This is a genomic window from Ciceribacter ferrooxidans, from assembly GCF_004137355.1.
In the GTDB taxonomy this organism is placed as follows: Bacteria; Pseudomonadota; Alphaproteobacteria; order Rhizobiales; family Rhizobiaceae; genus Allorhizobium; species Allorhizobium ferrooxidans.
In genome coordinates this window covers 211578-232863 of sequence record NZ_SDVB01000191.1, presented here as the reverse complement: position 1 = coordinate 232863, position 21286 = coordinate 211578, and the positions used below count along the sequence as shown (strand labels likewise).

The following is a 21286-nucleotide window of genomic DNA, read 5'->3' as shown; positions in this document are numbered from 1 at the left end:
CAAGCATGACCAACCCGGCCAAATCCATCCGCATCGGCACCATGGTCAGCGGGACCAAGGGAGACGCTGCAAGCCGTATCGGCCAGATCGCCGACTTCGGTTTCGAGAGCTTCGAACCCTTCTTCTGGCAGACGACCACCGGTCAGGATCTTGCCGAGCTCGGCAAGCACTGCCGCGAGGCGATCGGCGACCGGGACATCACCATTTCGACGCTCGGCATGTTCGGCAATCCGCTCGAGGAAACCGACATCGATCGCCAGACGCTGCAGGGCTGGAAGGACTGCATCGACAATGCTCACCATTTCGGAGCCACCTGCGTTGCCGGCTTCACCGGTCGGCTGCGCGGCAAACCGATCCCTGAGAGCCTTCCCCGTTACCGCGAGGTCTGGAGCGAACTTGCCAGGCGCGCCGCCGACAAGGGCGTGAAGATCGCCTTCGAAAACTGCGCCATGGACGGCAACTGGCAGACCGGCGACTGGAACATCGCGCACAACCCGGATGCCTGGGAACTCATCTTCAACGAGACGCCGGACGACCATGTCGGACTTGAATGGGAACCCTGTCACCAGATGGTCTACCTGATCGAGCCGATCCCGCAGATCCGCAAGTGGGCGTCGAAGATCTTTCACGTCCACGGCAAGGACGCGACGATTCGCTGGGACGTCATCCGCGAGCACGGCATCTTCGGCAAGGAGAAATTCGTCTTCATGCGCACGCCGGGCTTCGGCGACACCAACTGGACGGACGTGGTTTCCGAGCTTCGTCTCGCCGGCTGGTCGGGCTCGATCGACATCGAGGGCTGGCACGATCCGGTCTACCGCGATGCGCTCGAGATGACCGGTCAGGTCCACGCACTCAATTACCTGAAGACCTGCCGGGGCGGCGACTTCGTGTCCGACCCGGTTTGAGAAAGCATGCCGCCCCGTATGGAGGATGTGGGGCGGATTGGATAACCAAGGGAGGAGATCATGGGTATCCGCAAATATGCAATGCTCGCCGCAGTCGCGCTTGCTTCCGTGTCGGTGTCGGGACCGTCCGCTTCGGCCGAAGATGTCACGATCAGCGTCTGGTCGCTCGACCGCGACATCCAGCCGGCGCCGAACCTCATCAAGGATTTCAACGCGCTGAACACCGGCATCAAGGTTGAGTACCGCCAGATCCAGTTCGACGACGTGGTGAGTGAGGCAATGCGCGCCTTTTCGACCGGCCAGGCGCCAGACATCATCGCCGTCGACAATCCGGAGCACGCCCTTTTCGCTTCTCGCGGCGCATTCCTCGACCTGACCGAGATGATCGCGAAGTCGGATGTGGTGAAGGTGGCGAACTATTTCCCCGGGCCGCTTGCGTCGACCATGTGGGACGGCAAGAACTACGGCATTCCCAAAGCCACCAACACGATTGCCCTCTACTACAACAAGGACATGTTCCGGGCGAAGGGTCTCGATCCCGACAAGCCGCCGCAAACCTGGGACGAGCTTGTCGAGGCTGCCCGCAAGCTCACCGATCCTTCGGCAAACGTCTACGGCCTCGCCTTCTCGGCAAAGGCCAATGAGGAAGGCACTTTCCAGTTCCTGCCCTGGGCGCAGATGGCTGGCGCGAGCTACGAGAACATTAATACAGGTGGCGCCGTTAAGGCGCTCGACACCTGGAAGACGATCGTCGACGAGAAGCTCGCTTCGCCCGACACGCTGACGCGCGGCCAGTGGGATTCGACCGGCACCTTCAACTCCGGCAACGCCGTCATGGCGATCTCCGGCCCCTGGGAGCTCGACCGCATGATCGCGGAGGCGAAATTCGACTGGGGTGTCGCCCTGCTGCCAGTCCCGCAAGAGGGCGCCGAGCGTTCGTCCGCCATGGGCGACTTCAACTGGGCGATCTTCGCCAGTACGAAGCACCCGCAGGAAGCCTTCAAGGTGCTCGAATACTTCGTCTCGCAGGATGACCGGATGTTCAAGGATTTCGGCCAGTTGCCTGCACGCTCGGACATCGCGATCCCGGAAACCGGCGAGCCGAAGAAGGATGCCGCGCTCAAGGTGTTCGTCGAGCAGCTCAAATACGCAAAGCCGCGCGGTCCGCATCCGGAATGGCCGAAGATCTCCAAGGCGATCCAGGACGCGATCCAGGCGGCACTGACCGGACAGATGTCGTCGAAGGATGCCCTCGACCAGGCTGCGGAGAAGATCAAAGCCGTTCTCGGCTGATCTTTCTAAGTCCGCGCTCGGGTTGTTCAGTTTCCGGGAACCGGAGAGCCTCTGAGACCAGTCTTTGCAACGCGTTCCTCCCGGAGGGTCGTCCCGCGCGAATGCGGGATGCCCCCGGCGGAGGCGGAGAAGGAAATGAAGAGACTTCTTTCCAGCACCATCGACGGCCGCGGTTTCGACATCGCACTCGTGGCGTTGCCGCTCGCCTTCCTGCTTGCACTCTCCGGCATCCCGCTTCTCTACAATGTGCTGATGAGCTTCCAGGAAGTCGACATGTTCAGCCTCGGTACGCTCTGGCGCCCTTTCGTCGGCTTGCGGAACTATCGCGAACTCTTCGCGCAGCCCGAGACGTGGCCGATCCTCGCCAATACGGCGGTCTTCGTCACCGCCTCGATTGCCGGACAGTTCGTCATCGGTTTCGGGCTGGCACTCTTCTTCTGGACGAACTTTCCGGGTGCCTCCTGGCTGCGCGGCCTCTTCCTGGTTTCCTGGGTCATGCCGGGCCTCGTCGTCGGTGCGATCTGGAACTGGATTCTGTCGGGTGACTTCGGCGTCCTGAACTTCCTTCTGCGCGAAAGCGGGATTATCTCCGGCAACATCTTCTGGCGCTCGGACCCGAACTACTCGCTCTGGGCGGTGATCCTCGCCAATATCTGGCTCGGCACCTCCTTCAACATGATCCTGCTCTCGGTCGGCTTATCGTCAATTCCGGGAGACCTCTACGAGGCCGCCGAGCTCGACGGGGCAAATGCCTGGCAGCGGTTCTGGACGATCACGCTGCCGATGATGCGTTCGTCCATCGGCGCGATCATCGCGCTCGGTCTCATTTTCACACTGCAGCAATTCGATCTCTTCGCAGCGATCACCTCCGGTGGGCCGAACAACTCTTCGAACGTCACCCAGTACTGGGCGTGGGACATGTCGTTCCGCCAATATGATTTCGCCAAAGGCGCGACGATCTCCGTCATCATGATCGTCTTCGTGATGATCGCGTCCGTCGTCTATGTCCGTTCGACACGCCATGAGGTGCGGGGATGAGCCACACCCTTCGAGAAAGGATCATGCTCGGCGTCGCGATCATGCTTGCCGCGATTTATCTCTTTCCGCTCTACTGGATGTATGTCACCGCGCTCAAATCCGGCTCGGCGATGTTTGCCAATCCACCGGATTTCTGGCCGCGCGACCCGCAGTGGCAGATCTACGGCGAAGTCTGGGAAAGCCGGTCCATGGGCCGCTACATCTGGAACTCGCTGGTGATTGCCTGCGGCGCGGTTTCCGTCATCGCGCTGCTCGGCACCGGCTGCGCCTATGTGCTCGCGCGTTACCGCAATGTCTGGATCGACGTCGGCCTCTTTCTTATCCTCATGCTGCAGGTGCTGCCGGCCTCGCTGATGATCACGCCGATCTTCGTCGGTTTCTCGCAGATCGGGCTTCTCTCCTCCCCGCGGCTTGCCGTCGTTCTGGCGATCGCCGCCAAAAGCATGCCCTTCTTCATCGTCCTCGTGCGCGCCACCTTCATGAGCGTACCGCAGGAACTGGAGGAGGCAGCACTCGTCGACGGCAATTCCCGCATCGGCGCCTTCTTCAACATCGTGTTGCCGCTCGCAAAGAACGGCATCCTGGTCAGCGCCATCCTCATCTTCATGCAGGCCTTCGGCGAGTTCGTCTATTCGAAGTCGATGATCCAGGCAGTGGAGCTCCAGCCCGCCAGCGTGGGCCTCAACAGCTTCATGGGTCCGAACACCAACGAGTGGAACAATATCATGGCCTACGCGACCATCTATGTGACGCCGATCCTCGCCGTCTTCGTCGTCATGCAACGCCGCATCGTCTCCGGCCTGACTTCAGGAGCGCTGAAATGACCGCCCAGATCGAACTCTCCGGTGTCAACAAACATTACGGTGCCTACCATGCCCTGAAGAACATCGACCTGTCGATCCGCAAGGGCAGCTTCACTGCGCTTGTCGGCCCCTCCGGCTGCGGCAAGTCCACGCTCCTGCGCTCGCTTGCGGGTCTCGAGAGCATCTCGACCGGAACATTGAAGATAGCGGGTGAGGTCATGGACAAGGTGCCGCCGCGCAAGCGCGACGTCGCGATGGTCTTTCAATCCTACGCACTCTATCCCCACATGACGGTCGAGCAAAACCTCACGTACAGCCTGCGCATCCGCGGCACGCCGAAGGCGGAAGCGAAGAAGGCAGCCGAGGAGGTCGCTCAAACGACCGGCCTCTCCCACCTGCTCGGACGGTACCCGCGCGAACTTTCCGGCGGCCAGCGCCAGCGCGTCGCGATGAGCCGGGCGATCATCCGCCATCCGAAGGCCTTCCTCTTCGACGAGTCGCTTTCGAACCTCGACGCGGCATTGCGCGTCCACATGCGCAAGGAAATCCGCGCGCTGCACGATCGCCTCGGCGCGACCTCCGTCTACGTGACCCACGACCAGATCGAGGCGATGACCATGGCCGACCATGTGGTCGTCATGCGCGCCGGCGTCATCGAACAGCAGGGCCGCCCGCTCGACCTCTATGACAAGCCGGTCAACAAGTTCGTCGCCGGTTTCATCGGCTCGCCGGCAATGAACTTCATGCCCGCAACCGGCGGCGTCGATGGGCACTCGCTCGTTCTTGAACTCAACGGACGACAGCATGTGGCAACCGACGTTCCCATCGTCCCCGGAAAGGAAGTGATGTTGGGTCTCCGACCCGAGCACGTGACGATCGTTCCGCGCGGTGAAGGCATCCTCGAGGTACCGGTCGCGATCGTCGAATCCACAGGATCGGCAACCTACCTCACCACGGCCACGTCACCGCAGCTCGTGGTCGTCGTTAACGGACGGACGCATGTTTCCCCCGGCGACGTCGTCGGTCTCAAGTTTGCGTCGTCGCAGATTCACCTCTTCGCTGCCGACACGGAACGGCGGCTCTGACGGCGGCAAAACGGCGGCCCCGACCCTTCCGGTTGGCAGACCGGGTCACGGCCAATAGACTGGCACGACACCTTGGGAGACTGGAAGCATGGCGCTCAAGCGAATGGATAATATGGGCATCGTCGTCGAAGACCTCGAAGGCGCAGTCGAGTTCTTTCGCGAGCTCGGGCTCGAGTTCGAAGGTGGAGCGATGATCGAAGGGGAGTGGGCCGGACGCGTCACCGGGCTCGGCGACCAGAGCGTCGAAGTCGCGATGATGCGGACACCGGACCGTCACAGCCGGCTCGAACTTTCCCGCTTCATCAGGCCGTTGGTCATCGCAGATCACCGCAAGGCGCCGGTCAACGCTTTCGGCTATCTCCGCGTCATGTTCACCGTCGATGATATCGACGAAACGCTGGAAAGGCTCCGCACACGCGGCGCTGAACTCGTCGGCGAAGTCGTCGACTACAAGGACATCTATCGGCTCTGCTACATCCGCGGGCCGGAAGGGCTTCTCATCGGGCTCGCGCAAGAACTCGGCTGAGCGGCGCCTCGGCCGGTCCGTATTGCGCGCGCAGGTCTGAAGCTGCTCGAACGCCCGGAAGCGCCTTTCATGCGTCTCGGCAACCCCGCTCGTGGCCGGTTCATAGGTCCCGGAGACGCCGCTCAGCGCCTGCATCGCGGCTGTCATGTCGATGAAGGCGCCGGAAGCGACCGCGCCGAGGATCGCAGAACCGAGGAGCACGGGCTCCTCGGCTCGCGGCGCCACGACCGGCTTGCCGCAGGCATCGGCGAGAAGCTGGCGTTCGAGGCGGATGGAAAATACGGCAAACCTATCGTCGGACGGAAATTGTAGAATGGTACAGGAACGATGGCGGGCGGCGCGGAGATCCCACACATAGCAGCGCTGCCCGCCATTACGCGGCAGCGCTGGGCAAAGACAACGAAACAACGGGACGAACAGAAACGTGCCTTTATGCGGCCGGTCATTGGCTGGCAGTTCGCGCCTCCCGCTCCGTGACCTTCTGCGCAACGGACTCTCGCAACAGAGGAACCCAAAAGGGGCCCGGTAACTCTTGCCGGTCACGTCCGCCTCGGCAATGCGGTCAAACCTGAATCGACTGAAGGAATTGCGCTCGCAACATCGAACCCACAAGACTGGCTAGACACCAAAGCGCTCCCACATCTCTCCGGCCTTCACCCACTCATCACCGGGTATCCGGTCGATAAGTTCTTTCATCACCTTGGCAAATGCGGCTTTGAGTGTTCTATCGTTCAGTGCTCTCGCTCGATCTGTAGGAAGCAGCGGGCGCATGTCGGTGAAGAAGGTGGGACTGGCGAGTTTCTGAAACATCCGCTGCTGCGCCTCAGCCCTCGAAATAGCTTGTTCAGCCTTTTCGAGGTAGAGCTGAAAACACTCGACGATTCGGGCCGGGTCCACCCCCTGGAACACGGTGAGCGAGTGATCGAGGTCGAATAGATCGCGGCCCTTGTTGCGCTGAAGCAAAGCCCGTAGCTTGGTCGCGAGCATTTCTTCTCGCGAGAAGGTCGGGATTGCGGCCTCACCGGTGAACCACGGATTCTCTACGCCGAATGAAAGCTCGATAGGCGGATCGTAAGCTTGCCGTTCACGCGTGTTTATTTCGATCTTGAGTTTTATCGGGCTGGATGAATCCTCGGCTTCGACGGAGTATTTAAGTTTGGGTGCCACCGGACTTTGATTGAAGCGTGGCTTGCCCAACCACGGATCAAGAACGTCCTGCAGATGCTCCAGCAGCGGGCGGATGGGACCGGCGGTGGTGCGCACAAGATCGATGTCTTCCGAATAGCGCAGCGGCTTTGGAAAATGCAGCTTGTTGAGCGCCGTACCGCCGCGGAAGCGAAGTTCATTGTGCAGGAACGAATCGGAGAAGATGGCGACAATCGCGCGGCTGATAATGAGATCCTGCTCGACTTGCCGTTGGTTTGCCCACGGCGCCACACCGCTCCAGGCCGTGATGTAGTCTTGTGGTATCATTCATCGATCTCCGGCGGCCGGCGCACGATCACACGCCAGCGTTCATCGCGTTCGGATATCGGCGGCGACAAATCGGGATCGCCCGCCTGTTTGGGATCGAGTTCGACCCACGGCAGCGGCCCGCGTACAGACAGCGCCACGAAAATCGGCTCCGCAATCTGCGGATGCCCCACCCTTCCGAGCAGATGCCCAAGACGTTGCACCACCGCTTTCTCGAAGACGCCGGATAGGGCGGCGAGCTTTTTGGGTTGTAGCTGTTCGGCAAGCTCGGAAAGCACCGTAGCAATATTGTCCAGACCCGCGCCGGATTGCGGGTAGCGCATCAGATCGAGCGCCGTTAACTCCGGCGAGGATAGCTTCATATAGCCTGACTGCGTCTTGCGATCCTCGATCCCCGCCGACACCGCCGCCATGTCCTTACGATAGGAAAAGACGATCCGCGTCCGTCCAGCCTCGATGTCAGGCAGGAGCTTGTTCGTGATGACCTGAAACTCCATGACGGCCTGATGGGAAGCGCCGTGGGCCGCCGCTGCCGCCAGCAGCCCCACATAGTAGGGTCGCTTTTCGTGGCGCATCAGGGCGTCGATATATGACTCCGGCGGCGGCGCGCCTATCGTGGCGTATTGGGGCGGCACAATTACATAGAAGCCGCGTCGTGGCCGGACTAGATGACCACGCCGCTGCAACCGCTCGGCTGCATCAAGGAATGCACCGCGGCTGACGCCTAGCGCCTTCTGCGCGTCATCTGCGGAAAAGACCCCTTGGCCCGCAGCAAGCAGGCTGGAAATGTGGGAGGATAGAGCAGATCGTTCGACTAGAATCATATCTCAATATCCGCTTTTAGCGCGGTTTTTTCAACATGATTCCATTCCTTATCATCCCTGTGAATCCGCGTTTAAGGCGGACTTTCGCATATGATGCAGTGGCGTTTCAGACTCTTTTGATCTGTATTCTCGCGGCGCTCGTTTATGATGCGTGCGCGTTAATGGCAGGAACGATCGCCATATATGATTTGCAAATCCTGTCCCGGCGACTTGGTGGTATTGTAGTTGGTATGGATTTAGTGTGTGAGCGGAAAGCTCAACAATCACAATACGAACTGAAGCCTATTGACTATCGAGTGGGAATGGGCCGGACCTGTCACCGGCCTTCGTGACCAGCGTGTCGAGATCGCGATGACGCGAACACCCGACGGCCAAAGCCGGCTTGAGCTTTCCCGTTTCATCAGGCGTCGGTCGTCGCGGATCACCGCAAGGCGCCGGTCAACGCTCTCGGCTATCTCCGCGCCATGTTCACCGTGGACGATATCGACGAAACACTCGAAAGCCTCCGCGCGCGCGGCGCCGAGCTCGTCGGTGGAGTGGTCCAGTGCAAGGACGCGTACCGCCTCTGTTACATCCGCGGCCCAGAAGGCCTTCTCATCGGCCTCGCGCAAGAACTCGGCTGACGGGCGCCTCAGCCGGTTCGTATTGCGCGCGCGCAGGTCTGAAGCTGCTCGAAAGCCCGAAAGCGCTTTTCATGCCTCTCGGCAACTCTGCCCGAAGCCGGTTCATAGGTCCCGGAGATGCCGCACAACGCCTGCATCGCCGCCGTCATGTCGCCGAACGCGCCGGATGCAACGGCGCCGAGAATCGCTGAGCCGAGCAGCACGGGCTCCTCGGCGCGCGGCGCCACGACCGGCTTGCCGCAGGCATCGGCGAGAAGCTGGCGAACGAGGTCGCTCTGGCCCGCGCCTCCGCTGATCACCACGCGCCCGACATGGGCGCCCGCCTGCGCCTGGGTCTCGATGATCTGCCGGAGCCCATAACCGATCCCGCAAAGGCCGGCCACATAGAGCTCGACGAGATTGTCGAAATTCCGTTCCATCCCGAGTCCGGCGATGACTGCGCGGGCATGCGGATCGGCAAACGGCGCGCGATTGCCGAGAAATTCCGGGACGACGTGGATATCCCCGGCGAGATTGACCGCATCGGACAGGTGCGTGACCTTGCCCGCCGCCGCCTCAGCCATCAGGACCGGAAGGGCAATCCCGCGCTCGCTGGCCTCCTGACTGGCCTCCGCCGCGGCCGGATGGAAGGAGAGCAGCTGGTCGATTGCCGCGCCGGCCGCGCTCTGCCCGCCCTCGTTCAGCCACATGCCGGGCACCATCGCCGAATAATAGGGGCCCCAGACGCCGGGCACAAAGACCGGCTCGTTGGTCGACGTCATCGTGCAGGAGGAGGTGCCGAAGACATAGGCGAGATTTTCGGTCGGACGCCCACCGATGCCAACCGTGCCGATGCCGCCGGCATGGGCGTCGATCATGCCCGCCGCGACCGCGGTTCCCGGCTTCAGTCCCATTGCTCGGGCGGCATCTCCCGTCAGTCCCTCACCAAGTCGCGTGCCGGGCTCGACGATCCGCGTGCCAATCCGGGCGAAACCTTCATCTGCCAGTTCCCGAAGTCCTATTGTCTCGAAGTATCCCGGATCCCACCGCCTCTCGTGTGCAAGATAGGTCCATTTGCAGGTGACGGTACAGGTCGAGCGCGCGAGATCGCCCGTCGCCTTCCAGGAGAGGAAATCGGCGAGGTCGAAGAACTGCCAGGCTTGCGCGAAGGTCTCCGGCCTGTTCTCCTTGAGCCACAGGATCTTCGGCGTTTCCATCTCCGGCGAGATGCGCCCGCCGACATAGCGCAGGACCTCGTGGCCGAGCACATTGATGCGTTCGGCCTGTTCAACCGCCCGGTGATCCATCCACACGATGATGTCGCGGTCCGCATCGCCGGATGGGCCAACCGTAAGCGGAACACCGCCTTCGCCGAGCACGACCAGCGAGCAGGTCGCGTCGAAGCCGATGCCGACCACGGTCGCCGCATCCACCTTGGCTGAGGCGACCACCTCGCGGACGATGGCACAGACGACGTTCCAGATCTCGGTACTCGACTGCTCGACGATCGCGCCCGCCTCGCGGAAGAGCGAAATGTCGCGTCTGGCGACGGCGAGCATGTTGCCGGAAAGATCGAAGAGCCCGGCGCGCGCACTGCCGGTGCCCACATCGATGCCGATGACGTGGCGCGCCTCTCCTGTCGCAGACATGGTTTCCTCCTCGGTCATCGTCATGGCTCGAAACATCGACTAATCACAGGGCTCTGACGCTGCTGCAGGTCACAGGTCAACGCTGTTGGGTAGAATTACCAGATCGCGGATCGTCACGTTGCGCGGGCGCGTCAGCATGAAGAGGACGGCGTCGGCCACCTCCTTCGGCTGCATCAGGCTGCCATTGGCGAGCGCCTCCTCCATCTTGGCTTTCGGCCAGTCGTCGAGAAGTGCCGTCACCACGGGACCGGGCAGGACGGCGCCGATGCGCACGCCATGCTGTGCGACCTGGCGGCGGGTCGAATGCACGAAGGCCTGTACCGCGAACTTGGAGGCCGTATAGATCGGCTCCCAGACCACCGGCACGACCCCGGCGATCGAGCTGGTGAACAGGATATCTCCCGATTTCTGCGCAATCATGTGCGGCAGTACCGCATGAACCGAGCGGAAGGCCGCATTGATATTGAGGTTCAGCATTCGGTCCCAGGCGTCCGGATCGCCTTCTGCGACCGGCCCGCCGATATAGGCCCCTGCATTCGCGTGGAAGATATCGAGACCGCCGGCGACATCGAGGATCCGCGGCAGCATGCCGGAGACTTCCGCGCCGTTCAGGAGGTCGACCACCAGTGGCCGCGCTCTTTCGCCGAGTTCGGCGCAAAGCGCGTCGAGCTTCTCTCTGGCGCGGTCGATCAGCACCACAGTCGCACCTTCTGCAATAAGCGTGCGTGCGCATGCGAGCCCGATGCCCGATGCCGCCCCGGTGATCGCGGCAATCTTGCCCTTCATGAGTTCGGTCATGGTTGTTCTCCAGTCTTCTTGTTCAGGCGCGGCCATGGCTGACGCGCGAGCGGCGGGCAAGCGAGTCGACGATGACGGCAATCGCGAGCACGGCGCCGGTGATCATGTAACGCAATGACGAGCTGAGGTTCAGAAGCGTCAAGCCGTTCGAAATCGCCTGGATGACGATGATGCCGAGGAGCGCCGAATAGGCGCTGCCGCGACCGCCAAACAGGCTCGTTCCCCCGATGACCGCCGCGGCAATCGCGTTCAGGTTGACGTCGCCCGTTCCGGCCTGCTGGCTCGACGACGCGAGTCTCGACGCCGAGAGAATGCCGCCGAGCGTGGCGAGCGTCGAGCACAGCATGAAGGCACTGAGATAGATCCGCCGCACGTTGATGCCGGAGCGGCGCGCGGCTTCCCGGTTGCCGCCGACGGCGAAGATCGAGCGGCCCCATTTCGTCTTGGTGAGTGCGTAGTTCAGGACGACGACCAGCAAGACAAAGAGGCCGAACATCCACGGCACGCCGCGACCGACGTTGAGGTAGTAGATCGCGCCTTCGACTGCGAGCGTCAGAACTGCAGCCTTGAAGACGAGTGTGCTCACGGGCCGGGAGGAAAGATTGACGGTCTGCCGGCGGCGGCGGACGGCAAGCCCTGCGACGATGATGACCGCTCCGGGCGCCAGCGCCAGCAGATGCGAAAGCCATGCCGGCATCACCAAGATCTGGCCGAAGCGGACGAGCGGCGAGGCGTAGGGCAGGTTGATGCTGCCGGTCGGTCCGAGAATATAGAGCTGCATCCCGAGCAGCGCGAGCAGGCCAGCAAGCGTGGCAACGAAACTCGGCATCCCGAGACGGGTATAGAGAAGCGCATAGAGCGCGCCGACGGCGGCCCCGGTCGCGAGTGCAAGACCGATCGCAAGCAGCAGCGGCACGCCCGTGTTCACCCAGAGCACGCCGATGATGGCCGATGCCAGTCCGCTCATCGATCCGACGGAAAGATCAATTTCCCCAAGCAGCAGGACGCAGACGATGCCAAGCGAAATGATCCCGACGGTTGCGCAGTCGAAGAGCAGGTTGACGAGGTTGTTCGGCGCCAGGAAGATCGGATTGAGGATGCTGAAGATGGTCGAGATGACGACGAGCCCGACCGCAACGGGCAGCATTCCGAGGTCGCCGGAACGCACTCGCCCGACGAAGGCGCGGATCATGCCGGAGATTCCCTCGGCATGCGTCACGCGCTCGTCGCTGCGATCGAGTGCCTTTGAGGACGTGCGGCTTTGATTGGACATGTCGTTACTCATGCTGGGTTTCCACCGAGGTCGGCGCGCTCGCCGGACTTGCGATCGATCCGGCGCGAGACTGCGTTCTCCGTGGCGCCGGTGATGGCCGCCACGAGTTCATGGTTGGAGGCATCCGGGCTGAAGACACCGTTGTTGCGCCCGAGCCGGAGAACGACGATGCGATCTGCCACCGCGCGAACATCCTCCATGTTGTGGCTGATGATGATGACCCCGAGACCGCGCTCGCGCACCCGCTCGATAAGGTTCAGCACCTCGGCTGTCTGGGCGACACCGAGTGCAGCTGTCGGCTCATCGAGCATGATGATCTTGGGGTCGAGCAGCAGAGAACGGGCAATGGCTACCGTCTGGCGCTGACCACCCGAGAGAGAAGCGATCGGCTCACGCACGGAAGGGATCCGCGCCGCGAGTTCCCTGAGCAAGGTCCAGGCGCGCACCTCCATCGAAACCTCGTCGAGGTTCCACGGCGACATCTCGTGACCGAGGAAGAGGTTGGCGACGACATCCAGGTTTTCGCACAGGGCAAGATCCTGGAATACGGTCGCAATTCCGAGTTCGAGAGCACGGCTCGGACTGTCGAGGGCAACTTCCTTGCCGCAAAATTCGATCCGTCCCGCACTCGGCTGATGAACACCGGCAAGAATCTTGATCAGCGTGGACTTGCCCGCGCCATTGTCGCCGACGAGCGCGACGACCTCGCCGGCCTTGACCTCGAGTTCGATGTCGGTCAGGGCGGAGACCGCACCGAAGTTCTTCGAGACGTTGCTCAGTTTCAGGATGGTCATACCCTTTTCGGGCACGCCGCTATCGTTTCGCACCATGACAACACGCTCTTTTTACAGATCGGAAGCGCCGGCCGGAGCAAGCTCCGACCGGACACCTTGGGAGGTAACATTACTGGGTAATGCCGAGCTTCTTGCAACCCTCGGCGTACTCGCCGGTGCAGATCTCTTCAGGCGTCTGGATACCTTTGTCGAAGATCTCAGCCTTGATGTTCTCCGCCGTGACGACCGCCGGCACGAAGAGTTCGGAGGCGGTATTGTAAAGGGTGGTCTTGGCTTCGGGAGTCTCCCCCTTCAGCAGCTTGACGGCAACATTGGCGGCGGCGGCAGCGACGATTTCGGACGGCTTCGAAATCGTGTTGTACTGGTCGCCCGAGATGATCAGCTGCAGGGCCGCGATCGTCGCGTCGTTGCCGGTGACCGGCGGAACAGGATTGACGCCGGCTGCCTTGAAGGCTGCGATCGCGCCACCGCCGGTGCCGTCATTGGCCGCGACCACGCCCTTGATGTCGGCACCGAAGCGGGTGATCTGGCCGGCCGCCCACTCCTGCGCCTTCGGCGGCGCCCATTCCGGGGTGTCGAATTCGGCAAGCGTCTTGTAGCCCGAGTCTTTCAGACCGCGATGGATGCCGTCGCGGATGAGGCCGGCAGCTGCGTCGGTCGGCGAGCCGTTGATCTGCAGCACACCCGAGCCTTCCGGAATACTGGAGGCCTTCAGGTGATCGACGAGCGACTTGGCGATCGCATAGCCGATGCCCTCGTTGTCGAACGAAACGTAGAAGTCAGCGGGTTTGTCCGGGATCGGGCGGTCATAGGCGACGACCTTGACGTCCTGGGAATGGGCGATTTCGACGAGAGCCGCAGCCGCCGCGGAGTCGACCGGATCGAGCACGATCACCTTCGCACCCTGGGCGATCACCGAGTTGAACTGCTGCTGCTGCAGAGCCGCGTCAGCATTGGCGTTCTGGTAGATCACGGTGCAGCTCGCGCAGAGCTTTTCCATCTCAGCCTTGAAGCCCGGATAGTCGTGTTCCTCGTAACGGGTTGATGCCTGATCGGGCATCAGAAAGGCGACCGTCGCAGCTTCCTGCGCCGACGCGGAACCGGCAAACATCGCGGCAGCACCGACCGTTGCCATGAGCATCGAACGAACTTTCATCTTACTCTCCTCCTTGAATGGGCGAACCCGTTTCGAGAGACACAATCCAGGTATTTGCCCCTGCTTTCGTCATCACGGACCGGAACGTGACGGACGGCCGCAATTCTGCGTTCGCCGCCGATCCTCTCGACGCCGTTCTCGGTGACGGTTTCTGCCGGACAACTCCCGGTCGACCCTCCTTAGCCAACCAAATTCATCGATTGCGCAACGTTGCTCAATCGATGAAGCAAGAATTGCCACTTTCATTCTTTGATGTCAAGTTGGCTTTCACAGGAGGACTTCGTGATTCAGCGACGACCAGCAAAGAAGACCACGATCTACGATCTTGCCGATCTCGCCGGGACCTCAGCGAGCGCGGTGAGCGCAGTGCTCAACGGCACCTGGAAGAAGCGCCGGATCAGCAGCCAGCTCGCCGAGAAAATCACCCGGCTCGCCCAGGAACAGGGCTATGCCGTCAACATGCAGGCAAGCCTGCTGAGGCGGGAGAAATCGAAGATCATCGGAATGATCGTGCCCAAATACGACAATCGCTACTTCGGCTCGATCGCCGAAACCTTCGAAGCCATGGCGCGCGAGCGGGGGCTGTTCCCGATCGTTACCTGCACCCGTCGAGATCCCGACCTCGAGGTGGAGGCGGCGCGCACGATGCTCTCTTACCAGGTGGAATGGCTGATTGCGACCGGCGCAACAAATCCGGACCGCATTACCGACATCTGCCTTACATCCGGCGCCCACAGCATCAATCTCGACCTGCCCGGCTCAAAGGCACCGTCGGTCATTTCGGACAACTTTGCCGGCGCGCGGGAGCTGACCCGGCGAACCCTCGTCAATTGCCGCAACAAGCTCGGCGAGGCCACGCCCTTGCTCTTCATCGGCGGTCGTGGGTCCGATCACAATACGGCCGAACGCGTCCGCGGGTTTCGCGCAGCGCACGAGGAGATGGGCATTCCGATCGATGAGCGCCACATCCTCACCTGCGGCTACGCGCCGGAAAAGGCAGAGAACTCGCTCGCCGTGCTTGCCGCCTCCGAGGGGCCCCTGCCCCGTGGCATGTTCGTCAACTCGACAATCTCGCTCGAAGGCGTGATGCGCTGGATCAAAACCTCCCACCATTTCGAAGGCCGGTTGCCGATTATCGGCTGCTTCGACTGGGATCCCTTCGTCGCACTTCTCGGCCATGACGTCGAAATGGTCCGACAGGACGTGAAAGGCATGCTCCACGCTGTCTTCACAATCATCGACAAGGGCGGCTCGGAAAAGGCGCTGATCGAGGTTGCACCGACGTTTGCGTGAGTCCTACGCCGTGGCCGGGTGAAGCGAGTTTCACCCACACGCCGAGAAATACGCCTTTGGGCAGTTAGCGCGAGCGCGCACGAGGAAGCGGCGATATCAGTCCGACACTCCCGCGGTCGCTGGAGGAGCGCCGTCGGTCCGGATTTCGAGCGATGCCAGGCCACCGGCGGGGAAAATCGCGTGCACGGGTTCACGGCCGGGTGTCAGCGTGAACTGCGCGATCCCGTTCAACAGCTCATCAATCATCACCCGGAGCTGCATCCTCGCCAGGCCTGCGCCGGGGCACACGTGAATGCCGGCGCCATAGAGCAGATTTGGCGATTGATCACGGTCAGGACGGTATTGATCAGCGTCCTCGAAGACGGCCGGATCGCGGTTCCCCGATGCCCAGATCACCGTCACCCTGTCGCCTGCCTCGATCTGGCGGTCGCCCATGACGACTGCTTTCGTGGCGGTGCGCCGGTTCGATATCAGAGGACCATTGAGGCGGAGAATCTCCTCGATCGCGAGCGGAAGGCGCGTGCGATCCTGGCGCAAGTGCGATTGGACCTCCTGGTTCCGTGCGAGAAAATGCACGATAATCCCGACGCAGGCGGCGATTGTCCCAAGCTCGCCGACAGTCCAATTGCGCAGGATGCTGACAATGTCAGCGTATTCAAGTCGCTCGACGCCAATTGTCTGTCGCATAAGGTCGGTGGTGATATCCTCAGGCGCCCCATCGCCTGCAAATTTGCGCGCATCGAGTTGTGCGCGGATGTAGGCATCGAACTCGAGGGCGATCGACGCCATCGCCTCCGTGTCACGGGCAAGCGTCGCTTCGCGATTCTTGCGCACCCATTGACGCAACGGCCCGTGCAGCCCCTCTGGCCAACCGAGAAAACCGCACTGAACCCGGACGGCGTAGGGCTCGGCAAGGCTCGACATCACTTCCCAGGTCGAGCTCGCCTTCAGCGATCCGACGAGTTCGCCGGCAATCTGGCGACATACCGGCTCGAAGGCGTCCACTCTCTGCTGCGTGAAATAGCGTTCGATCAACCGCCTGTAGCCGGTGTGTTCGGGGGGATCCATCCCGTTCGGCACGGACGGGTGCCATGAAACAACATTGCTGAACCCGTGATGGTCCGTCACAACCTGCAAAACGTCTGCATGCCGAAAGAGGGACCAGCCGAGATAATCGCTGTGTGCAACAGGACAGGTCCCGCGCATATGGTCGTAAGCGCGGATCTGATTCCTCTGCACATCCTCCCCTCTGGGATCCCAGTCGGTTTCGTTGCCATCAGGCGATTGCGCCTCATTGGGGTTCATTCCGCTATTCAATCTCATCCGCCTTGATTCCGGTTCTCGGCCCGGCGGCCATTTGCGCAGCAGTTGTCGTTGCGTTCTTTGTCGCCCAGCAAAGAGGCAACCGCCTTTGCCAGCCCGATCCGGCAGGGCACGGGCGCCCGCAGGACTCGCGCGCCGATCATGGCACTGCCGTTCTCGAGCGCCGACCAGGCTCACGCTTCCTCACAAGTTTGAGTGTCCGCAGCTTGGTTGCGCTTCCACAAAGAGGACAAGGCCAGCGTACGGCTAACTCGCGACCAGTACATCTCAAGAGGACACCATGATCCCGGGCTTCCGCAACGCACTCTTCGCCGCCGCAGTCTCGGGGCTCGCCCTCACCAAGGGTCAGCCCTCGATGGCAGCAGGCAATCACCAGCATCCGGCAGAAAACGGAACCGCCGAGAAGCCGCTCGACATCATCCGGCAATCGACCGACCTTCCCGCGCCGCTTCATCGGAAGGGACCCGAAACCGTCACCGTGAACCTGGAGACCGTTGAAGTGACCGGAGCCGTCGCTGATGGGACGGCCTACCATTACTGGACGTTCAACAGGAAAGTGCCAGGCCCCTTCGTCCGCGTCCGCGTCGGAGATACGGTGAACATCGAACTGACGAATTCGCCCGATAGCAGCGAGCGCCACAGCGTCGACTTTCATGCCGTGACCGGACCCGGCGGAGGTGCGGTAGCCACAGATGCCGCGCCCGGAGAGAGAAAGGGCTTTTCGTTCCAGGCCTTGAAACCCGGCCTTTACGTCTATCACTGCGCTGTACCGCTTGCGGCCGAGCACATCGCGAACGGTATGTACGGACTTATCCTCGTCGAACCGAAGGAAGGCCTGCCCCTGGTCGATCGTGAGTTCTATGTCATGCAGGGAGAGCTCTACACGGAAGAGGCCGTCGGCACGAAAGGAAAGCTCACTGCAAGCACCGAGAAGCTGCTCGGCGAGCAGCCGGAATACTATGTCTTCAACGGAGCGGACAAGGCGCTGACGAACGAGAACGCTTTGAGAGCGAGAACCGGCGAAACCGTCCGTATCTATTTTGGAGTCGGTGGGCCAAACAAGACGTCGAGCTTCCACGTGATCGGAGAGATCTTCGACAAGGCCTACAATCTCGCTTCTCTAACCTCTGCTCCCTTGACCGACGTGCAGACGATCACCGTTCCGCCGGGCGGCGCCTCGGTGGTCGATCTCACCCTGGACGTCCCCGGGGAATACACGCTGGTCGACCACGCCCTCTCCAGGGCGGCGCGTGGCCTCGTTGGAAAGCTGATCGTCGAGGGTGACGAGCGGTCCGATATCTTCGCCGCAGCACCGGCGGGTAACGAGCACAGCAGCCACGATGCGCACATGTCCAATCACATGTCCGAGTGACCAGACATTGTGACCCCTACTCGCCGATAGGAAGGTCGCAGCCGGTCCGACATCAGCGCATTGGCCCGAAGGGCTGTCCAGATATATATGTCGATAGGTCTAGGACTTTACGGCGCTCCAGAGGGTGCTCAGCACCGTCGAATAAGCTTGCGATAGGCGAATGATACAAGAGCGGAAATCGAACGCCAACCTTCCCGCAAGATGGTGGCGCATCGCACACGTGGTGATGCCCCATACTCTCAGTCGCCAGAGAAAATCCGCGATCTCTGCATTATCGAACCGGATGCCGTCCCCCCCCAACGGCATTCCTTCTCATTCCCAGCGTACATCCCCGAGAAAGATATAGCCGGCTCCGTAGATCGTCTTGATCAATGCCGGATTTTTCGGATCTTCGCCGAGCTTGGTGCGCAGGCGCGAAATGCGCACGTCCATCGCACGGTCAAAGCTCTCGCCTCCCGCCCAGGGCTTCCTGCATCTGCGTGCGGGAGATCAACCGGCGGGGTCTCTCCAGGAAAAGTCGAAGCACCTGCCCCTCCGCGTTGGAAAAGGACACCTGCTCCCCGGTGGCCGAGACAAGCGTGTAGCTGTCGAAGAGCGCGGTCCATCCATCGAACCGCGCGATCTGGCTGGTGCGCTCGCCGGTCGGACGCCCCTTGCGCAGGCGGGCGCGGACACGGGCCACGATCTCGGCCGGTTCGAAGGGCTTGATGATGTAGTCATCGGCGCCGAGCTCAAGGCCCATGACACGGTCCTGCACTTGGGCGCGTCCTGAAATGATGATGATGGCAGCACCCGAATCCAGCGCCAACCGATGCACCAGCAGCAGGCCGTCACGATCCGGCAGACCGAGGTCGACAAGGCAAACGTCCGGGACGCATCGCTTCAGCGCCGCCTCGAATTCTGTCGCGCGGGCAAAAGTCGCCGTTTTGAACCCGGCTTCCGTAAGCGCCTCCGAAAGAACCTGGCGTATCTGTGGTTCATCATCAAGAATGGCGACAAGCGGTTGGGTCATTTGGTCACCGTCGGCAGGAACCGTGCAAGCGTCTGACTGTCGAAGGGCTTGGGAAGCAGCGGGAACCGTTTTTCGGCCGCGATCCGCAAAGAGGCTGAGGGAGGAAGGGAACTCATGAGGGCGATCGGCATTCCTCCTCTTGCCAGAAGCGTTTCGGCAAGATCGAGGCCCGTACGTCCACCCTTCAAGTGAATGTCGGCCAACACAAGATCGAGTTGCGGAAGATCGACGAGACTTTCTGCTTCCTCAACACTCGCCGCCTCAATAACCGAATGTCCAAGCGAGCAGAGCATATCGCGCACGGTCTCGCGGATGTCGTCGCTGTCTTCGACCAGCAACACCGTGTGCAGCGGCTCCTCGCTGCTGGCTGGTCGATAAGGAAGCCGAAGCTCGACACGCGCACCGCCTTCCCGGCGATTTTCCAGACGCACGCTTCCGCCGGACATCGTTGCCTGGTCATAGACCATGGAAAGGCCGAGACCGGAACCTTCGCCACCCTTCGTGGTGAAGAAGGGGTCAAGCGCGTGCTCAAGCGCTTCAGGCGAGAAACCGGCCCCAGTGTCCAAAACAGAGAACTCGATCCAGGTTTCATGCACTGTGCGGACGCGCAGCGTGATGGCGCCCGGTTTCGCGCCGATGGCGTCCTTGGCATTCAGGATCAGGTTCAGCAGCGAATCCTGTAACGAGCCGGCGTCGAGAATGAGCGGAACGCCGATCGAAGGGATGTCAACGTCCAACCGGATATTGTCGGCCAGCGCCGGCCCGGCGAGACGCATCAGATCCTTGATGAAATCGCAGAGATTGACTGGTGCCGGCCTGATCTCGCGCCGACCTGAAATGGATGCAATCCGATCGGTGAGATTACCGCCGCGGCGTGCTGCAGCGAGCGTCGAAGTCACCAGATCCTTCGCCCCCGGCGGCAAAGACATCTGTTCCAGCCTGCTCTGCAGTCCAAGAATAATCGTCAAGAGATTGGCGAAGTCATGTGCCAGCCCCGACGTCAACTGTGCGGCAAGCTCCCGCTTGCGCGTCTGCGCAAGGGCGGCACGCGCCTGGCTCTCCTCTGTAATGTCCGTCGATAGAATGTAGACGCCATGAATTGGCCCGTCACCATTTCGATCCGGAGTAAAGGCCGTTCGAATTCTCCGACCCGAGTCGTCGTCCGTGAACTCGCAAATGGAGGAAACGCCCGCCAGCGCGCGAACAAGATAGGGCTTGATCTTGGCAAATGAGCTTTCGCCCAGCACATCGCGCCCCGTGAGACCGACGATCTGCGAGGGGCGCCCGGGGATCACCGATGAAAGACGTCGGTTGGTATAGGTGTAGCGAAAATTACGATCGACATGCGCAATGTGCGCGGGGACCATTTCCGTCGTCAGGCGGATACGCGCCTCCATTTCAGTCAACTGGTTCTTGGCCGCCTCGAGCGCCGTGTTGGCCGCAGAAAGCGCCCTGTTCGTCTCGGAAAGGCGTTCGGTGTTGGACAGAAGCTGCTCAGAAAGCTCGGCAGAGCGGGTCCGCAGCATCTGCTGCTGTATCCGTACTTCGGTGATATCCGTGTAGACCGTAACCCAGCCGCCCTGCGGCAAGGGAAACCCCTCGACTGAAACCCAGCGGCCGTTTGGCCGCATGCGTTCGAGGTAATGCGGAACGAAGGCCTCGGCAGCCTTCACACGCGTACGAACCGCCTCTTCCGCATCGTCGACCGAACCATACTCGCCCCTCAGCACCAGATATCGGATCGTCTCCTCGAAGCTCACCCCTGGTGAGACGAAGGCATCCGGAAAGTCGAACATATCCTGGTAGCGACGGTTGCAGACGGCAAGTTTCAAATCGCTGTCGAAGATCGACAACGCCTGACTGATCAGGTTCAGGCCCGTTTTGATGAGGCCTTTGTGCTCCTCCTCGGAAAGCGGCATCCGATCCTTCTCCCTCCTGCATGGCTACCATTCGCGGAGAGACTGGGAAAGGGGTAATCATCGCTGTCACAATTCGTAAGATTTCAGAAAAAATGACGAAAAGCTTTGCGGCGAGAGTTGTGAATGAACGGAAGCCCGACAGTAG

19 protein-coding genes and 1 pseudogene are annotated in these 21286 nt (G+C 61.5%); 9 read left to right on the top strand and 11 right to left on the bottom strand.

Annotated features, from left to right (window positions below):
• Positions 1–5: 5 nt before the first annotated feature.
• From EUU22_RS09115 to EUU22_RS09090, 6 genes are all read left to right on the top strand, one after another.
• Positions 6–908 (top strand): sugar phosphate isomerase/epimerase family protein, encoded by a 903-nt coding sequence (locus EUU22_RS09115; RefSeq protein WP_129331707.1) that lies wholly within the window; start codon positions 6–8, stop codon positions 906–908.
• A 60-nt stretch (positions 909–968) separates the two neighbouring features.
• A complete protein-coding gene (locus EUU22_RS09110) occupies positions 969–2201 on the top strand; it encodes an ABC transporter substrate-binding protein (RefSeq protein ID WP_129331706.1) in 1233 nt (410 codons plus the stop codon).
• 135 nt (positions 2202–2336) lie between these two features.
• Complete coding sequence (locus EUU22_RS09105) at positions 2337–3239, top strand: carbohydrate ABC transporter permease (protein WP_129331705.1); 903 nt, start codon at positions 2337–2339, stop codon at positions 3237–3239.
• Positions 3236–4063 (top strand): carbohydrate ABC transporter permease, encoded by an 828-nt coding sequence (locus tag EUU22_RS09100; protein WP_129331704.1) that lies wholly within the window; start codon positions 3236–3238, stop codon positions 4061–4063. The genes EUU22_RS09105 and EUU22_RS09100 overlap by 4 nt, the downstream gene beginning before the upstream one ends.
• On the top strand, positions 4060–5127 hold the full coding sequence (locus EUU22_RS09095; RefSeq protein WP_129331703.1) for an ABC transporter ATP-binding protein: 1068 nt from the start codon (positions 4060–4062) through the stop codon (positions 5125–5127). Before EUU22_RS09100 ends, EUU22_RS09095 begins: the two co-directional genes overlap by 4 nt.
• Positions 5128–5215: 88 nt before the next feature.
• On the top strand, positions 5216–5653 hold the full coding sequence (locus EUU22_RS09090; protein ID WP_129331702.1) for a VOC family protein: 438 nt from the start codon (positions 5216–5218) through the stop codon (positions 5651–5653).
• Positions 5654–6271: 618 nt separating this feature from the next.
• On the opposite strand, the gene EUU22_RS09080 is transcribed toward EUU22_RS09090, so the two are convergent.
• Both EUU22_RS09080 and EUU22_RS09075 read right to left on the bottom strand, forming a co-directional pair.
• Positions 6272–7126, bottom strand: coding sequence for a nucleotidyl transferase AbiEii/AbiGii toxin family protein (locus tag EUU22_RS09080; RefSeq protein ID WP_129331701.1), 855 nt, complete (start codon positions 7124–7126; stop codon positions 6272–6274).
• Positions 7123–7950, bottom strand: a complete 828-nt coding sequence (locus EUU22_RS09075) for a type IV toxin-antitoxin system AbiEi family antitoxin domain-containing protein (RefSeq protein WP_129331700.1) — start codon at positions 7948–7950, stop codon at positions 7123–7125. Before EUU22_RS09075 ends, EUU22_RS09080 begins: the two co-directional genes overlap by 4 nt.
• Before the next feature lie 288 nt (positions 7951–8238).
• On the opposite strand from EUU22_RS09075, the pseudogene EUU22_RS25825 reads away from it, so the two are divergent.
• Positions 8239–8573: pseudogene (locus EUU22_RS25825) on the top strand (VOC family protein); the annotation flags it as partial.
• A gap of 8 nt (positions 8574–8581) precedes the next feature.
• On the opposite strand, the gene EUU22_RS09065 reads toward EUU22_RS25825, so the two are convergent.
• The 5 genes from EUU22_RS09065 to EUU22_RS09045 all read right to left on the bottom strand — a co-directional run bounded on the left by EUU22_RS09065 (position 8582) and on the right by EUU22_RS09045 (position 14222).
• On the bottom strand, positions 8582–10201 hold the full coding sequence (locus EUU22_RS09065; RefSeq protein ID WP_129331699.1) for an FGGY-family carbohydrate kinase: 1620 nt from the start codon (positions 10199–10201) through the stop codon (positions 8582–8584).
• Between the two features lie 69 nt (positions 10202–10270).
• Positions 10271–10999: an SDR family oxidoreductase gene (locus tag EUU22_RS09060; RefSeq protein ID WP_129331698.1), complete on the bottom strand. Its 729-nt coding sequence runs from the start codon at positions 10997–10999 to the stop codon at positions 10271–10273.
• 22 nt (positions 11000–11021) lie between these two features.
• On the bottom strand, positions 11022–12284 hold the full coding sequence (locus EUU22_RS09055) for a sugar ABC transporter permease (protein ID WP_165351124.1): 1263 nt from the start codon (positions 12282–12284) through the stop codon (positions 11022–11024).
• Complete coding sequence (locus tag EUU22_RS09050) at positions 12281–13102, bottom strand: ATP-binding cassette domain-containing protein (protein WP_165351123.1); 822 nt, start codon at positions 13100–13102, stop codon at positions 12281–12283. The genes EUU22_RS09055 and EUU22_RS09050 overlap by 4 nt, the downstream gene beginning before the upstream one ends.
• 73 nt (positions 13103–13175) lie before the next feature.
• Complete coding sequence (locus tag EUU22_RS09045) at positions 13176–14222, bottom strand: ABC transporter substrate-binding protein (protein WP_129331697.1); 1047 nt, start codon at positions 14220–14222, stop codon at positions 13176–13178.
• Between the two features lie 282 nt (positions 14223–14504).
• Here EUU22_RS09045 and EUU22_RS09040 point away from each other — a divergent pair, with 282 nt between their 5' ends.
• Complete coding sequence (locus tag EUU22_RS09040) at positions 14505–15515, top strand: LacI family DNA-binding transcriptional regulator (protein WP_245484941.1); 1011 nt, start codon at positions 14505–14507, stop codon at positions 15513–15515.
• A 96-nt stretch (positions 15516–15611) separates the two neighbouring features.
• On the opposite strand, the gene EUU22_RS09035 is transcribed toward EUU22_RS09040, so the two are convergent.
• Positions 15612–16820 (bottom strand): cytochrome P450, encoded by a 1209-nt coding sequence (locus tag EUU22_RS09035; RefSeq protein ID WP_129331695.1) that lies wholly within the window; start codon positions 16818–16820, stop codon positions 15612–15614.
• A 298-nt stretch (positions 16821–17118) separates the two neighbouring features.
• Here EUU22_RS09035 and nirK point away from each other — a divergent pair, with 298 nt between their 5' ends.
• On the top strand, positions 17119–18210 hold the full coding sequence (gene nirK / locus EUU22_RS09030) for a copper-containing nitrite reductase (RefSeq protein ID WP_129331693.1): 1092 nt from the start codon (positions 17119–17121) through the stop codon (positions 18208–18210).
• 312 nt (positions 18211–18522) lie between these two features.
• Here nirK and EUU22_RS25565 read toward each other — a convergent pair whose 3' ends face one another.
• From EUU22_RS25565 to EUU22_RS09020, 3 genes are read right to left on the bottom strand one after another with little or no spacing between them, the layout of a single operon-like run.
• Positions 18523–18642, bottom strand: coding sequence for a winged helix-turn-helix domain-containing protein (locus EUU22_RS25565; RefSeq protein WP_205687878.1), 120 nt, complete (start codon positions 18640–18642; stop codon positions 18523–18525).
• Positions 18643–18649: 7 nt separating this feature from the next.
• Positions 18650–19222 (bottom strand): response regulator transcription factor, encoded by a 573-nt coding sequence (locus EUU22_RS09025; protein ID WP_205687877.1) that lies wholly within the window; start codon positions 19220–19222, stop codon positions 18650–18652.
• Positions 19219–21141, bottom strand: coding sequence for a PAS-domain containing protein (locus EUU22_RS09020; protein WP_129331691.1), 1923 nt, complete (start codon positions 21139–21141; stop codon positions 19219–19221). The genes EUU22_RS09025 and EUU22_RS09020 overlap by 4 nt, the downstream gene beginning before the upstream one ends.
• Positions 21142–21286 lie beyond the last annotated feature (145 nt).